Origin of the sequence: Hydrogeniiclostridium mannosilyticum, from assembly GCF_003268275.1 — a bacterium.
GTDB classification, from domain to species: domain Bacteria; phylum Bacillota; class Clostridia; order Oscillospirales; family Acutalibacteraceae; genus Hydrogeniiclostridium; species Hydrogeniiclostridium mannosilyticum.
This window is the reverse complement of the sequence record NZ_QLYR01000001.1, coordinates 895,936-909,884: the sequence shown is the minus strand read 5'-3', so window position 1 is coordinate 909,884 and position 13,949 is coordinate 895,936. Positions and strand designations below refer to the sequence as shown.

Annotated in this window: 11 protein-coding genes; 1 reads left to right on the top strand and 10 read right to left on the bottom strand. The window is 58.5% G+C overall.

Features of this window, described 5'->3' with window-relative positions; all coding sequences use genetic code 11:
- Positions 1–15: 15 nt before the first annotated feature.
- From gap to DPQ25_RS04235, 4 genes are all read right to left on the bottom strand, one after another.
- Entirely contained in the window at positions 16–1,026 is a 1,011-nt protein-coding gene (gene gap, locus DPQ25_RS04250) for a type I glyceraldehyde-3-phosphate dehydrogenase (protein ID WP_112331895.1), read from the bottom strand.
- Positions 1,027–1,114: 88 nt separating this feature from the next.
- Positions 1,115–1,723: a hypothetical protein gene (locus DPQ25_RS04245; protein WP_146740522.1), complete on the bottom strand. Its 609-nt coding sequence runs from the start codon at positions 1,721–1,723 to the stop codon at positions 1,115–1,117.
- Positions 1,681–2,109, bottom strand: coding sequence for a hypothetical protein (locus DPQ25_RS04240; protein ID WP_112331893.1), 429 nt, complete (start codon positions 2,107–2,109; stop codon positions 1,681–1,683). Before DPQ25_RS04240 ends, DPQ25_RS04245 begins: the two co-directional genes overlap by 43 nt.
- A 59-nt stretch (positions 2,110–2,168) precedes the next feature.
- Positions 2,169–3,548, bottom strand: coding sequence for a citrate/2-methylcitrate synthase (locus tag DPQ25_RS04235; RefSeq protein WP_112331892.1), 1,380 nt, complete (start codon positions 3,546–3,548; stop codon positions 2,169–2,171).
- A gap of 446 nt (positions 3,549–3,994) precedes the next feature.
- Here DPQ25_RS04235 and DPQ25_RS04230 point away from each other — a divergent pair, with 446 nt between their 5' ends.
- Positions 3,995–5,065 (top strand): SpoIID/LytB domain-containing protein, encoded by a 1,071-nt coding sequence (locus tag DPQ25_RS04230; protein ID WP_112332044.1) that lies wholly within the window; start codon positions 3,995–3,997, stop codon positions 5,063–5,065.
- A gap of 77 nt (positions 5,066–5,142) precedes the next feature.
- On the opposite strand, the gene DPQ25_RS04225 is transcribed toward DPQ25_RS04230, so the two are convergent.
- From DPQ25_RS04225 to DPQ25_RS04200, 6 genes are all read right to left on the bottom strand, one after another.
- A complete protein-coding gene (locus tag DPQ25_RS04225) occupies positions 5,143–6,546 on the bottom strand; it encodes an MATE family efflux transporter (RefSeq protein ID WP_112332043.1) in 1,404 nt (467 codons plus the stop codon).
- Positions 6,547–6,888: 342 nt separating this feature from the next.
- Positions 6,889–8,283 (bottom strand): L-arabinose isomerase family protein, encoded by a 1,395-nt coding sequence (locus DPQ25_RS04220; protein ID WP_112331891.1) that lies wholly within the window; start codon positions 8,281–8,283, stop codon positions 6,889–6,891.
- Positions 8,284–8,391: 108 nt separating this feature from the next.
- A complete protein-coding gene (locus DPQ25_RS04215) occupies positions 8,392–9,456 on the bottom strand; it encodes an amidohydrolase family protein (protein ID WP_112331890.1) in 1,065 nt (354 codons plus the stop codon).
- Positions 9,457–9,500: 44 nt separating this feature from the next.
- Positions 9,501–10,979: a xylulokinase gene (locus DPQ25_RS04210; protein ID WP_112331889.1), complete on the bottom strand. Its 1,479-nt coding sequence runs from the start codon at positions 10,977–10,979 to the stop codon at positions 9,501–9,503.
- A gap of 47 nt (positions 10,980–11,026) precedes the next feature.
- A complete protein-coding gene (locus tag DPQ25_RS04205; RefSeq protein ID WP_112331888.1) occupies positions 11,027–12,169 on the bottom strand; it encodes a Gfo/Idh/MocA family protein in 1,143 nt (380 codons plus the stop codon).
- A gap of 82 nt (positions 12,170–12,251) precedes the next feature.
- Positions 12,252–13,808: an aminotransferase class III-fold pyridoxal phosphate-dependent enzyme gene (locus DPQ25_RS04200; protein ID WP_112331887.1), complete on the bottom strand. Its 1,557-nt coding sequence runs from the start codon at positions 13,806–13,808 to the stop codon at positions 12,252–12,254.
- Positions 13,809–13,949 lie beyond the last annotated feature (141 nt).

The following is a 13,949-nucleotide window of genomic DNA, read 5'->3' as shown; positions in this document are numbered from 1 at the left end:
AGCTCAAGGCACAAATCAGGCGTTGTCAACCTTGCTCATGTGCTGGATGAGCTCCAGAACCTTGTTGGAATAACCCCACTCGTTATCGTACCAGGAGACAACCTTTACGAAGGTGTCAGTCAGCGCGATACCGGCCTTCTCGTCGAAGATAGAGGTGTGCGGATCGCCCAGGAAGTCGGAGGAAACAACCATTTCATCGGTGTAGCCGAGGATGCCCTTCAGCTCGCCTTCGGAAGCCTTCTTCATCTCTGCGCAGATCTCTGCGTAGGTAGCCGGCTTCTCGAGGTTGACGGTCAGGTCAACAACGGAAACATCCAGGGTCGGTACACGCATGGACATGCCAGTCAGCTTACCGTTGAGCTCGGGGATAACCTTGCCGACAGCCTTTGCGGCGCCGGTGGAGGAGGGGATGATGTTGCCGGAAGCAGCGCGGCCGCCTCTCCAGTCCTTCTTGGAAGGGCCGTCAACCGTCTTCTGGGTGGCGGTGGTGGAGTGAACGGTGGTCATGAGGCCGTCCTTAATGCCGAACGCATCGTGCAGAACCTTGGCGATCGGAGCCAGGCAGTTGGTGGTGCAGGAAGCGTTGGAAACAACGGTCATATCCTTGTTGTAGGAGTCCTGGTTTACGCCCATAACAAACATCGGCGCATCAGAGGACGGAGCGGAAATAACAACCTTCTTGGCACCGGCCTTCAGGTGGGCGGAAGCCTTCTCGGTGGTGGTGAAAGCGCCGGTGGACTCTACAATATACTCTGCCTCGACATCGCCCCACGGAATCTCGGCCGGGTTCATGCAGGCAAAGAACTTAACCTCTTTGCCGTCGACAATGATGGCGTCGTCGGTGTACTCGATCTTGCCCTCATATCTGCCGTGCATGGTGTCATAGCGGAGCATATAAGCCATGTAGTCCGGGGTCATGAAGGGATCGTTGATTCCTACAAATTCAATGTTCGGGTTGTTCAGCCCTGCGCGGAAGACCAAACGACCGATGCGGCCAAATCCATTGATACCAATCTTGATAGCCATAAAACAGTTACCTCCTGAATTTTCATATTCTTGCTATACTGTTATTTTATAGCATTTAGCTTCATAATACAAGTAGTTTGATAGAACTTTAACGCAAGTTTTTTGAATTTTCTTCCGCACCGTACGGGGAAATGTGTTTCTCTGCAAAAAAAGCCTTGCTCTGGTACTGGGTGCGCAAATAAACCTCGCACTGGTAGGCCAGCGACGGGCGCTCCAGCGGCAGGCAGCCGTAATGCGCCTGCATGTGCACATCCTCGCGCCGGGCGGAAAGCGCCCGCCAGTGGGCGATGACGCAGGCCAGAATATAGATGGAGAGCATAAAATTGACCATGCGGATCATGTTGACCTGGCTGAAGACGGATTCTCCCTCATGGCATACCGAGGAGATAATGCTGGGGAGGCTCGCGGACATGGTCACCAGAACCGCCAGCATGCCGTATAGAATGAGGTTCCGCGTGCTGCGCCCCTCCTCATAGCCCGCCAGGAGCTTAGCCTGCGAGAAGAGAAACAGCAGCACAAAGATCATGGAAAATGTGTCGTAGACATTTTCCGTAATTTCCACCACCGAGGTGTAAAGAATAAAGGAGGACACCAGGCAGACGCAGCCCCAAAGCGGCGGCAGCAGCGTCAGAAAGCGCAGGCCCGCCAGGCGGTTCACGCCGGTAAAATAGCCGTAGGCCGCCATAAAGAGAACCACAGAGGCGGCGGCCCCGCAAAGGGGCATAATGACCCGAAAGAGGAAATTCTGAACCTGAACGGCCCCCGGCTGTTCCTGGTTTTTTGCAGCAGGAGCATCACCGACTGCACCAGCAGCCAGGCGCCGGCAAGGCACCCGGCTACCGAGGCGGCCGGGCTGTACACTGGCTTGCCGGTGTAGCAGGAGCGCGGGTCCGCCTTGCAGAAAAGCATCATCAGCACCGCCGCCGCTGCCAATACCGCCGTGACGGCAAAGGAAACGGTTCGCATGCTGTCCGTGTACAGCCCTGTTTCATGGTCGGCCAGAAAAAACAGCTCAGCCAGCCTGGTGGGGAAGACCAATAGAAAAGCCGTGCCAAAAACAATCCAGGCCTTTTTGATACTCATTTTAATTTTACACACCCGCTTCCCTGGACGCCGTACGGCATGAAACGCCGCGGCGTTAATTATTTTCTGAGCTCAATCGGAACATAGGGCTTGTTTTTAGAAAGGGAGCGGTATGCGGGCCGGATAATCCGGCCGCAGGTCTCCATTTCCTCAATCCGATGCGCGCACCAGCCGGCGATGCGGGAGACCGCAAACAGGGGGGTGAAAAGGTCGTTGGGTATACCGAGCATCTGGTAGACAAGGCCGGAGTAAAAGTCCACGTTTGCACTGATGACCTTGGTGTCGCCCTTTACGTCGGCAAACACGCCGGGCGCCAGACGCTCCACCCGCTCGAAGAGCTCGAACTCTTGCAGCATGCCGTATTTTTCAGCCAGCTTGCGGGCACGGTCCTTGAGGATAACGGCGCGCGGGTCGGAGATGGTGTAGACGGCGTGCCCCATACCGTAGATCAGGCCGGAGCGGTCGCCCGCCTCTTTACGCACGATTTTTTCCAAATAAGCGCGGACCTGGTCGTCGCTCTCCCAATTCTCGACATTCTCCATCAGCTCGTTCATCATGGTCATGACGCGGTGGTTGGCCCCGCCGTGGCGCGGGCCTTTCAGGGAACCAATAGCTGCGGCAATGGTGGAGTAGATGTCCGTTCCCGTCGACGAGAGCACCCTCGCCGTAAAGGTGCTGTTGTTGCCGCCGCCGTGCTCCGCGTGCAGAATCATGCACAGGTCGAGCAGCTTTGCCTCTTCGTCGGTGAAGAAACGGTCGGGGCGGATGGCGTTTAAAATGGACTGAGCGGTGGAATGCTCCGGGTTGATGGGGTGGAAATACATGCTTTTTTTATCAAAATGGCGGCGCTTTACCTGGTACGCGTAGGTCATGATGGTGGGCATGCGGGCAATGAGCTGCATGGCCTGGCGCATGTTGTTCTCCAGGGTGGCGTCGTCCGGGTTTTCATCGTAGGAATAAAGCGCCAGCACGGACCGGGCCAGCTTATTCATAATGTTCCTCGACGGCGCCTTAATAATCATATCCTCCGCAAAATACTCCGGCAGCTCCCGGTAGCTGTTGAGCACCTCGCAGAACGAGCTCAGCTGCTCGCCCGTCGGCTGCTTGCCAAACAACAGCAGCCAGGCGACCTCCTCAAAACCGAAGCGGTTTTCCGCTACACACCCGTCAACAATCTCCTGCACGTCGATGCCGCGGTATGTAAGCTTGCCCTCATCCGGTATGCGCTCGCCGTCGTCAATTAGGTAGCCGTGCACGTTGCAGATTAGCGTCAGGCCGGCCATGACGCCTGTGCCGTCCGGATTGCGCAGTCCCTTTTTTACGTTATAAAGATCAAATTTTTCCGGCGGAATCTGGTTATTCCGGCGGAATTCCTCGCAGAGCATTTTCAGTTTGCCGTCTTTTTTTTCGGTTTCCCGGTTCTCTATTATGTTCTCCATAACACCACGCCTTTCTGTGCGGCCTTTCCGTAATTTGCCGCGGTTTTATTTCTGTTAAGCCAAGGCCCCGGATGAAGGCCAAAATAAAACAGCCGTGCTTTTTGACGCTTTTTTCGGTGAAAAATTCATCCTCTTTTTTACTGTTTAGCTCAATGTGTCTATTTTAGCCTATCGGCGCCGTAAAGTCAATTCTTAAACAGTCAACTTGCTGGAACTTTATGCAATAAAAATTGTAGAATATTTCATTTTTTCTTTTTGGAGCAGGATTTTGCGGGCGCATATTTAATTTTATGCATAAATAAGCTTATCATCATGTAAAATGTAGAGACGCCTCTTTTATTTTAGAAAAAGGGACAGGCGCCGCCAACGGCGTGAAAGCAGCCGGCGGAATTGAAACAGCAATAAAGGGGGAAAGGAATATCCGGCCCTTGCCGGAAGCCGATGGTATGAAAAAGAAGATAATAGCCGGCGCCGTACTGGTGCTGCTGATGGTGTTAATGCCCCTGGCGGCGCTGGGCGGCGCCCCCGCTTCCGCGGGCAGCCTGAGCCCGGCGGAATCCGCCGGCGGGGAACCGCCGTCTTCCGGGGGTTCGGAAGGCGGCGCGGCGTCCGGCAGCGCCGGGCCCTCGGAACCCACAGTTCCCACCGGAACGGGAGCGGTTTCAAACGATTCCTTCAAAATTCTGGACAGCCGCAGCGGTGAGGTCGTCACGGTACCGGACGCGGATTTTCTGCCGGGTGCGGTAGCGGCGGAAGTGCCCCCTTCCTATGCACCGGAGGCACTCAAGGCACAGGCGGTGGCGGCCTATACCTACTACAGCCACCTGCGCAGCCAGCAGCGGAGCAACCCAGATGAAAGCCTGAAGGGCGCCGACTTTTCCGCCGACCTCTCCATTGGGGAAAAATTTGTCACGGACGAACTGATGCGCTCGCGCTGGGGGGAGAATTACGAGAGCAACCTCAGCAAGATCAAGGAGGCGGTCGCCCCTGTCCAGGGACAGCGCCTAGTGTCGGAGGGGGAGTACATAGACGCGACCTATTACGCCATTTCTGCCGGTATTACCGAGAGCTCGGCGGAAATTTGGGGCGGGCAGCGCAGCTACCTGACCAATGTGGCCAGCCCCGGCGACGTCTTTGCCTCGGGCTACCAGACCACGGCAATTTTTACACCGGAGGACCTCAAGGAAAGCCTGTCGGCGGTGAACAGCGGCATTTCCTTTGAGGGGGAGCCCGCGGACTGGCTGGGGGAAGCCCAGCGTACGGCGGCGGGCTCGGTAAAGAGCATCACGGTCTGCGGTACGGAGGTTCCGGGAGGCAGCTTCCGCTCCGCGCTGCGGCTGCGCTCACAAAATTTTACCGTCAGCTTTGCTGAAAACCAGTTTACCTTTACGGTCAGGGGCTATGGGCATGGTGTGGGGATGAGCCAGGTCGGGGCCGAGTATATGGCAAACCAAGGGGCCGGTTACCGTGAGATTCTAGCCTGGTATTACCCCGGCGCGGCGCTGGAGCAGGCTTAGGGGAGAACGGCACAAAGCGTGCTTTACGCAGCGCAGGGCAAGCTGCGGCCCCGGTGTGGGCATACGCATACCGCGCCCTAGCGCGCGCCGGCCGCGGGCTTGTTTTGGTCCAGCAGCCGCAGCCGCCGAAATTCCCAATAGATGAACAGCAGGGAGAATAGGGCTGCAACGGTGTCTGCAATGGGCCCGGCGAACATAACGCCCTCGATTCCCCCAAAGAGCGGCAGAATCAAAATTAACGGCAGTAAAAAGAGAAACTGCCGGGTCAGCGCCAGAAATATTCCCTTGGGCGCTTTTCCGATGGAGGAGAAGAATTTAGAAGTGATGGGCTGGATGCCGTTTAAAAAGGTGGCAAACATATAAATGCGGAAGTAGCGCTCGGCAAATTGAAAATAAACATCGCTGCCGCTGCCGAACAGCGCGATGATCTGCCTGGGGAAAAGCTGAAAGCAGAGAAAGCCGCAGACGGAGATAACCGAGGCGGCGGTAATGCCCAGCCGGTAGGCCTGCATGACCCGCCGGTATTTTTTGGCCCCGTAATTAAAGCCGGCAATCGGCTGCATTCCCTGTGAAATCCCAATAATAATGGAAAAGAAAATCATGCCGGCCTTGGAGATGATCCCGGCGCAGGCCAGGGGGATCTCCTTCCCGTACAGGGAGCGCGCGCCATAGTACGTCATGGTGTTGTTTAAGACGATCTGAACCAGCATCATAGCCAGCTGGTTCAGAAAATCCGAGGCGCCGAGCCTGGCGATGCGGCCGCAGCTCCGGGCGGAAAGGGCGAAATCCCCTTTTTGCAGCTTTACGGAGCGGAAGCGCAGCAGGTAGGCCAGCGCCATCACGCCCGACACAGCCTGGCCCAGCACCGTAGCCAGCGCGGCCCCCGCCATGCCCATGTTGAATTGAAAGATCAGCAGCGGATCCAGAATGGTATTAATCACGGCCCCGCTCAGCATACAGGCCATGGAGTAGTGCGGGCTGCCGTCAGAGCGTATCAGGGCGCTCCCGCCTGTCGCCAGTATGACAAACGGGAACCCGAAGGAGGTGATGCCCGTATAGGTCAGGGCATAATCCAGTACATCCGGCGTTGCACCGAACAGGTGCATCAGGGGCTCCAGAAATATGCGCACCCCGATACAGAGGAAGATACCCAGCAATAGCAGCAGGGTGACGGCATTGCCGGCGATTTTTGCCGCCTGCTGCTTTTTCCCCGCCCCCATGGTGAGGTTAAAGTTGGCGGCGGCCCCGTTTCCCAGCAGCAGCGCGACCGCTGTGCAGAGCGTGGTCAGCGGAAACGCCACATTGGTCGCCGCGTTTCCATGGACCCCGATGCCGTTGCCGATAAACACCTGGTCGACAATGTTATAAAGCGCGCTGGCAAGCATGGCGATGACGCCCGGCAGCGCATAGCGAAACAAAAGCGGCCCCAATGCGCCTTCTCCCAAGTTCGCTTTTCGTGTTCCTGTTTCTGCTGCCGTCATAATGAACCCCCTGGTAGAAAAAATTCTGATATGCAAAAAGCCCAAAAACAGCGTCTGCCGCGGCGCGTTCCCTGCCTCCGGATTGCAATATGGGACTATTATAGCATAAAATCCGGCTGGTTTTACAGCATTCGTTCTTATTTGCCCGTTGCTGCCCGCCGTTAGCATGTCCCGCGGCAGGGGCAAAAACACGGGAGGTTAGCCTGCGTTATTGCCCGGCCGCTAGCCGCCATAAAAACAGAAAAACAGACACAGCCGTGCAGCAAAGGCTGAACAGGCCGTGTCTGTTGCTTATTTCAACGAGGCCGCCGGACAAGCAGCCGACCAGCAAGGCGGCAGAGGTCAGCGGATGATGGTCACATCAAAGCCCATAACCTCACCGAAGACGCGCAGCTCCTCCGGCCCGGCACCGTAAACCAGCGCTGAATGGTGCGTCCCGCCTGCAAGGCTGTATTGCTTAAGGTAGTCCGCAACCGGCATCGGGGGTTTCAGCCACCCCTGGACGACATAGCGGTAGCCGCCATGCTCGCGCCCGATTTCCTGCATCTGCACCGGCGCCAGGATGAGCGTATATTTTCCGCCGCCCATCGGCGCGACATTGACCAGCGTAGCGCTGCCGCCGCGCATGCTGCCGTATGACCCGACCGTGTCGCCGGACTCCGCATAGGAAAACGGCTTGTCGGCGACCACCGGCTGGAATGAGGAGAGCGAGAGGTTCATTTCGCTCATATGGCTGAGCAGCAGCAGGTCGTTTTTCCAATCCGGGCAGAACACCTCGGCAAAGGTGGTGTCCGGGTAGACGCTGAGCAGCGCGCCAACCAGCCCCGCGGTGAGCGTGTCTCCTTCACCGGCATATCCGGTGCCGGACATCATGGCCTTGCAGAGCTCTGGGAACGGCATTTTCAGCAGGCCGTTTTCCGCGGTTGCATCCAAAAAGCTGACCGTATAGGCGCTTAGCTTCTTTTCCGCCGCCCACTTGCGCAGGGCAAGCCCGGTCTTGACGGCAGCGCGGTAATTCTCCTCCTGCCGAACCTCCACACAGAACATCCGGCGGTCCTTTTCGAGCTCCGCATCAATCTCCTCCTCGGTTACACGGCTCAAATAGTCCCGCGCTTCGGCAGGGCTGTAGTGGACGATTTGGGCGCCGATGCTGTTTTTCAGGTCCTCGTCGGAAATATAAAAATCCCCCATGCCCTGGAACGGCTTGCCAACAATGCCGATGCGCGCCGATTTATAGGCCCCGGCGGCCTTGATGGCACGGCAGTCCGCAGCGACCCGCGCGACGACATCGGAATGCAGCAGGTGCCCTGCCTCAACAAAATATTGCTTGCCGTTGCGCTTCAGGAGGTTGCACATATCCTGAACGCCGTGGATGCCATGGTTGGAATCGATGTCCGCCTCAAGCATGCGGCCGTACAGGTCATAGGTAATGGTGGAGTCCAGCACCACAATGGGTGCGTCGCATGCCAGCAGTGCGCCGATGGACTCCAGCGACGGCGAATAGGCCAGGTGCAGCGTTACCACGGCATCCACCTGCTCCTGGTTAAATAGCTCCTTTGCCGCCATGAATTCCGCGCTGATGCGGCAGACCGGGGCCTCCACCACCTCCAGGCCTTCATTCTTCAACATGGCAATGGCGGCATCCTTGTGCCCGAGCATCGGGATGCGCAGGGAGGGGTCTTTGTCGTCATACAGCTTGATATAAAGGGGTAAAAATCCGATTTTAACCTTTTTCATGGTCCATTCACACCTTTCCGCGGCCCTTCGCACAGCGGCGGGCCGCGTCCGTTAATCTGTTTGCCGGTTGGCGGCGCGCCTACAGCGGGCCCGCCGGGAAAACCGTGCTTACTCGCCGTAGGTCTCGTGCTTCACCGCATCCAGCAGACGCTTGGCATTACCATAGAACACCTTTTCTACCTCGGCGGGTGTCAGGCCGGCCGCTTCGGCCGCCTTTTTAAAAGCATAGATCTCTTCATACATAAAGAAGGTGATTTTCTCCGCCTCGGCGGGCGATACCTCGCGCATATGGCTGTCGGTTGAAACGTCGCCGTAAAGCCCCGGCGGCACCAGGTTGACGTATTTGCCGTTCTCAACGATACGGCGGGCCCGCAGGCGCAGAATCGGCATGTCGCTGCCAAACAGCACGCGGTCCGGCCCCACTGCACGGAGCAGCTGCTCAAATACCTGCGCGTTCGCGTTGGCGGTAATATCGAACAGCATTTTTTTACAGCCGGAAAGGACCTCGAACGCATCGCCGACATCCTCTTCGGCGTAGGCGCGGCCCACATGGGCGATGATAAGCTTGATATTCGGGTATTTTTCTTCGATCTCCACCATCTGCGCCAGGTTGACCCGGTCGCGCAGGCGCCCGTCGCGCGGGATATGGAGCATCATCAGCCAGCCGTGGCGGTTGATGACCTCCAGCTGATGTGGCGGGAAGAAATCATAGATGCGGATTTCACCCTGCGGGATATAGTCCGGCGCCAGGTTCAGGTAGGACTTGACCCCCAGGAATTTCCCGGCCAGAACCGACTGCTCAAACGGCTCCGCCGGCTCCGACGGGTGGGAGAAGTAAAACGGGTAAAAGCCGTATTTTCCAGCGGACTCCGCCACATAACGGTTGGCTAGGCGCAGGTCGTCATGTGGCTGCGGGTTGCCGAACACCGTTGGGGTCACCTTTTTATCCGGGAACATCAGCCGGTAGGTTTCAATCAGGTCCTCGGCGCTGTTGTCCTTGGCCACTAAGGAGGGCCAAAGCACCACACGGTCTCCCCGTCCGCCGCCCTCAGGGTTATGGAAGGAATCCAGCCAGACGTGCGTGTGGATGTCAATGATTTGGGGCGGTAGAAAATCCCGGAGGTTTTCCGCATAGAACTGCCGGTCGTAAGGCTTCACTTCAAACAATGCCATGTGACATCACCCTTTCATTCGACAAGTTTTCATAAACCGGGCGCTTATTCGCGGTAACAGGCCTGCAGCGCCCGCAGGGTGCTTTTGAAGCGGCGGTAGCCCTCTTCATACACCGGCCTGTTCTGTTCATTGGGGTAAACCGTGCGTGTTTGGGATGCCATTGCGCGGCTGCCCTGGCGGGCATCGCGGAACAGGCCCGCGCCGATCCCTGCCAGGACGGCCGCGCCGACACAGGCGGTGTCGGCGATTCCCGGCACCAGCACCGGCACGCCGGCAGCATCCGCCAGTATCTGAGTCCAGAGGGCGCTTTTGGCCGCGCCGCCGGTCAACATCAGTCCGCCCGCAGGCCGGCCGCCGAACGCCTCCAGCATCCAGAGCACCTGGTAGACAACGCCCTCCATGACGGCGCGCGCCACGGCAAAGCCGTCCTGGGTAATGGTCAGGCCCAGCAGGGTAGAGGGGCAGCCGGCCGCCTCCGGCGGGTAGGTCGCCGGTGTAATGTAGGGGTAAAACAACGCGCCGTTTGCCCCTGCCGGGCATTGGGCCGCGCCCGCGTCGATCTCCTTCAGCGAAAGCGGCGCGCCCGCCCGCAGGGTGTTGAGGCTTTTGCGCAGCCACTCCAGGCATATACCGCCGCTTTCCAGCGAGAGCAGCGCGCCCCATTTACCGGGTACGGTATGCAGGCTCTGGTTTGGGCGAGCGGGATTGTCGAAGCGCGGCTTCTCCGAAATGGCCGTCACCACCCAGGCTGTGCCGCTGGCGACAAGGATGTCCCCGTTTTCAACGGCACCCGCCCCCAGGGCGGCGCAGTACTGGTCATGCCCCCCGGCCGCTACCAGCGCATCCTGCGGCAGGCCCAGCTCTTGGGCGGCGGCAGGGCAAAGCGTGCCGATGACCGCGCCGGAATCTGCGATTTTCGGCAGCTGGCGGCGGGTAATCCCCAGGTAATCAAGGATTTCATCCTCCCAATCCTTCTTTTCCAGGCTCATTAGCTGGTTGATTCCGGCGTTGGAGGGGTCGATTACCGCTTTGCCGGTCAGCTTCATGGCGATGTAATCCGGCACCGAGAGAAACAGCTCCGTGCGTTCAAACAGGGGCCGGTTGTTTTTTCGCAGCCAGTCGATTTGCATGGCGTTGAGGCCCGGCTGCAGGGACCAGCCGCTGACGCGGTAGAGATAGTCCTCCCCAAAGCGCGCGCCGAACGCGTGCATCTCCTCGGTGCAGCGGGTATCGTTCCAGACAATGGCCGGGCAGACCGGTTCGCCGTTCCGGTCAGTGGGGACCAGGGTGCCCCCCTGGGTGGACAGGCTGACCGCCGCGACACGGCATGCCCGCTCCGGCGTGCCGGCCGCCTCCCGCACCGTGGCGACAACGGCATTCCACCAGTCTGCGGGATTTTGCTCGCAGGTGTCGGGTCGGTCATGTGTGCTTTCATAGCCCCGGTAGGCTGAGCCCAGCAGGGCGCCTGCCGTATCCATCAGCAGGGCTTTAGCGCCGGTGGTGCCGACGTCAATTCCCAGCATTAAATTCCGTTCCAGTGCTTCCTCCCCCTTTCCAATACTTCAGCACGCTACGGCAGCTCCTCTATGTCTACCGCGCGCTTTTCCTGCCAGGACTGCAGCGCCGCGGTCTGCAGCGCATGGGACAGGCGTGTCTCCTCGGGCGTAAAACAGCCGAAATCCACCGGGAGCCCGGCGGCCTCGCACAGGAAGGCGGCCCACATCTGCAGGATGGAGTCTGTAAAACCAAACTCAAAAATATCCCCCGTAATGGTGGGGAATAAGGGCCTAAAGCCCAGGTCGACCCGGCACCACGCCTGGTTTTTGCCTTCGGTATAGAGGTAGTGGAAGGCGTTGGGGTCGCTGGTGGTGAAATAGGCCGATGCCTTCATGCCGGAAACCTTCAGGTACCACTCGTTGGTAGAGCCCGGTGAAAGGCGCTTGGTTTCGATGTACATCGGAAATTCCATGCCTTTTTGATCCACACATTGGCACACCATGGTGGCGTTGTCGTACGTGTCGCACGCGACGATGCCGCCCTTTCCGTCCGGACGCTCCCGAACCACGTCGGAGAGCACGGCATAGACGTTTTTCGGCCGCCAGCCCATGCGGAAGGGGACGTGCTGGGTATGGATGCCCAGATCGCCCATACAGCCGTACTCGCCGTTTGTCGCCCGGCGGCGCTTCCAGTTGATGGGCTTGCCGGTATCCAGGTCGCTGGCATGGTTAAAGCCGGCCTTGACCTCGAGGATCCGACCGAATTTTTCCGCCTGAATCCAGTGAATGAGCTCCTGGCAGGCCGGAAAATAGGGGAACTCACTGGCGCAGCGCACCACTGCCTCCGGGTGGCGGGCCACTGCCTCCAGGATATGGGCATTGGCCTGCCGGTCGATGCCGAAGGGCTTTTCGCCGAGCAGGTGCTTGCCGGCCTCGATGATATCCACATAGACCTGCTCATGCAGCACATGGGGTAAAGCGCAGTATACTGCGTCCACATCCGCACGGGCCAGCAGATCGTGGTAGTCGCCCGTCTCAAAGCTTACCGTGGGAAAATTTTGCACAAACCACTGGCGGGCCTCCGGGTTTATGTCGCACACCGCAACAATTTCCGGGCGCGGAACGTCCAGCCTCAAATGGCACCACCGCGCCGACGCGCTGGCGAACTCTTTGCCCATCAGGCCGCAGCCGATAATGCCAAACCGTATATTTTTCATGCGTTGTCACGCCTTTCTTTACCGCCCGCCCGCGCAGGGCGGCGGCGTAAAATGAACATAAGCCCGGGTGGGGCTTTCGTTTTTAGCCGCCGGCTTCCGTTTTCATGCGGGTGAGGACCCCGGCCATCCGCTGAATCATCCAGTCAACCATTGTCCGGCTGGCAATGAGCGGCAGCTTCAAAAGGGCGGCGGGCGGGCAGCAGGCCTTGTATACCTGCGCGCTGACATCGATGCATTCCTCCTGCAGAAGCTGGACAAAACGCACCGTTTCGCCTACATCCCTAAAGGTGACCGCGCTCAGCAGCCCTTGGCCCTCAATGCGTTCCACCACGCTGGGAAACCGGGCCTTCAGCGTCTCCGCCTGTTCTTCATAGTAAGCGCAGATGTCCCGGATTTCCTCCGCATTTTCCTGGGCGTATTCCATGGTAATCAGGTAAGCCAGCGAGGCCAGCTCCTCCTGCCCGTTGGTCACCAGCGCGCCGAATTGGTTCAGGTTATCCATCTCCGCGGAGAGGAGGATCCGCGAGGCCGGGTATTGCCCGCCCGGGAAGCCCTTGCCGATGGCGACAAAGTCCGGGTTCAGGCCATACAAGCGGAAGAGGAACATCCCCTCGTACCACATGCAGGACTGGATCTCGTCGCACAGGATGGGGGTGTCCCCCTCGTGGCAGATTCGGTAAACCTCCTGAAGATAATCCTCATGCAGCTTAATGCCGCCGTAGTTCATGAGAATGATCTCATGAATAAGCCCCGCGGCCTTATAATTGCCCGTATTATAGCGCGCGAACTTTTCCTTAAAATCCTCGATGTTGTTGATGGCGATGGGGCAGACCTCATAAAGGCGGCCCGCTTCCGCGCCGGCATAGAGCTCTGGCCACATATCGCGGAATGTCTGCGCAAGGACCGTGGTGCCGTGGTAATTGGCCATGGCGCCGCCGTCATAGTCCTGCATGACAAAGAACACCGGGATTTTCCCGCTGTATTTCGGCGCCGGGAAGGTCTTATCCAGCCGGTAAAAGCGCGCCAGCATCATTTTGATGCCGGCCTCGCAGGCCAGGCTGCCCGTTTCAAGGTTGATTACCCGGTTCAGCACATGCCGCTCCGTGCTGGCAAGCACCTTCTCCAGGCCCTGGACATCCCCGCGTGCCAGGCCGTTGGCGCAGCGCACCAGCTCCCGTTCACACAGACGGGTAATGTAGCCGCGGGTGTTGTTGTGGGTGGCGTTGGTGACGCCGAGCGCCCGGGCATTGTCGATTAAGCGGTAGCCCGGGAAGTTGTGCCCCATGGGCGTGTGGTAATGCTCGCTTTTAGAGGCGAGGTAAAGCCTGCCGTCCTCCCCCAGACGGTAGTAGCCAAAGCCTGAAACCGGACTTGCCTGGCTGTTTGCCGCTTTTGCGAACGCGTTGGTCGGCGCGCCCTGAACGGTGTCCGCCACTGGCGGACAGATTTGCTCGCCGACCCGGTCCAGCATGGCGTCCATCCTCCGGAGCCACTCCTGCGGCAAAAAGTCCACCTTTTCCTCCGCAAGCTTCCGCGCCTGGCCGCTGTCCATCCCCAAAAGGACGGCGGCGGCGCCTGTGACGGCATCCATATACGGTTTTCCGAGTAGGCCGGTTAGGGATCGCTCCACTTTTTTCACAGAACAGCACCTACTTTCTCTGCGGCCCGGCGTTCCTGGGCCGCTCAGTTCATCATGATAATCCCCAAAAGAAAAGATTCCGCTTCTCTAGCCTTATGGTAATGCAAAGGAAGGGTTTTGTCAATCATTTTTGATTGTTTC

What these genes read in the sequence shown, in the direction of transcription:
- gap (WP_112331895.1), bottom strand. Translation starts at nt 1,026, where the DNA reads ATGGCTATCAAGATTGGTATCAATGGATTTGGCCGCATCGGTCGTTTG.
- DPQ25_RS04240 (WP_112331893.1), bottom strand. Translation starts at nt 2,109, where the DNA reads ATGAGTATCAAAAAGGCCTGGATTGTTTTTGGCACGGCTTTTCTATTG.
- DPQ25_RS04235 (WP_112331892.1), bottom strand. Translation starts at nt 3,548, where the DNA reads ATGGAGAACATAATAGAGAACCGGGAAACCGAAAAAAAAGACGGCAAA.
- DPQ25_RS04230 (WP_112332044.1), top strand. Translation starts at nt 3,995, where the DNA reads ATGAAAAAGAAGATAATAGCCGGCGCCGTACTGGTGCTGCTGATGGTG.
- DPQ25_RS04225 (WP_112332043.1), bottom strand. Translation starts at nt 6,546, where the DNA reads ATGACGGCAGCAGAAACAGGAACACGAAAAGCGAACTTGGGAGAAGGC.
- DPQ25_RS04220 (WP_112331891.1), bottom strand. Translation starts at nt 8,283, where the DNA reads ATGAAAAAGGTTAAAATCGGATTTTTACCCCTTTATATCAAGCTGTAT.
- DPQ25_RS04215 (WP_112331890.1), bottom strand. Translation starts at nt 9,456, where the DNA reads ATGGCATTGTTTGAAGTGAAGCCTTACGACCGGCAGTTCTATGCGGAA.
- DPQ25_RS04210 (WP_112331889.1), bottom strand. Translation starts at nt 10,979, where the DNA reads ATGCTGGGAATTGACGTCGGCACCACCGGCGCTAAAGCCCTGCTGATG.
- DPQ25_RS04205 (WP_112331888.1), bottom strand. Translation starts at nt 12,169, where the DNA reads ATGAAAAATATACGGTTTGGCATTATCGGCTGCGGCCTGATGGGCAAA.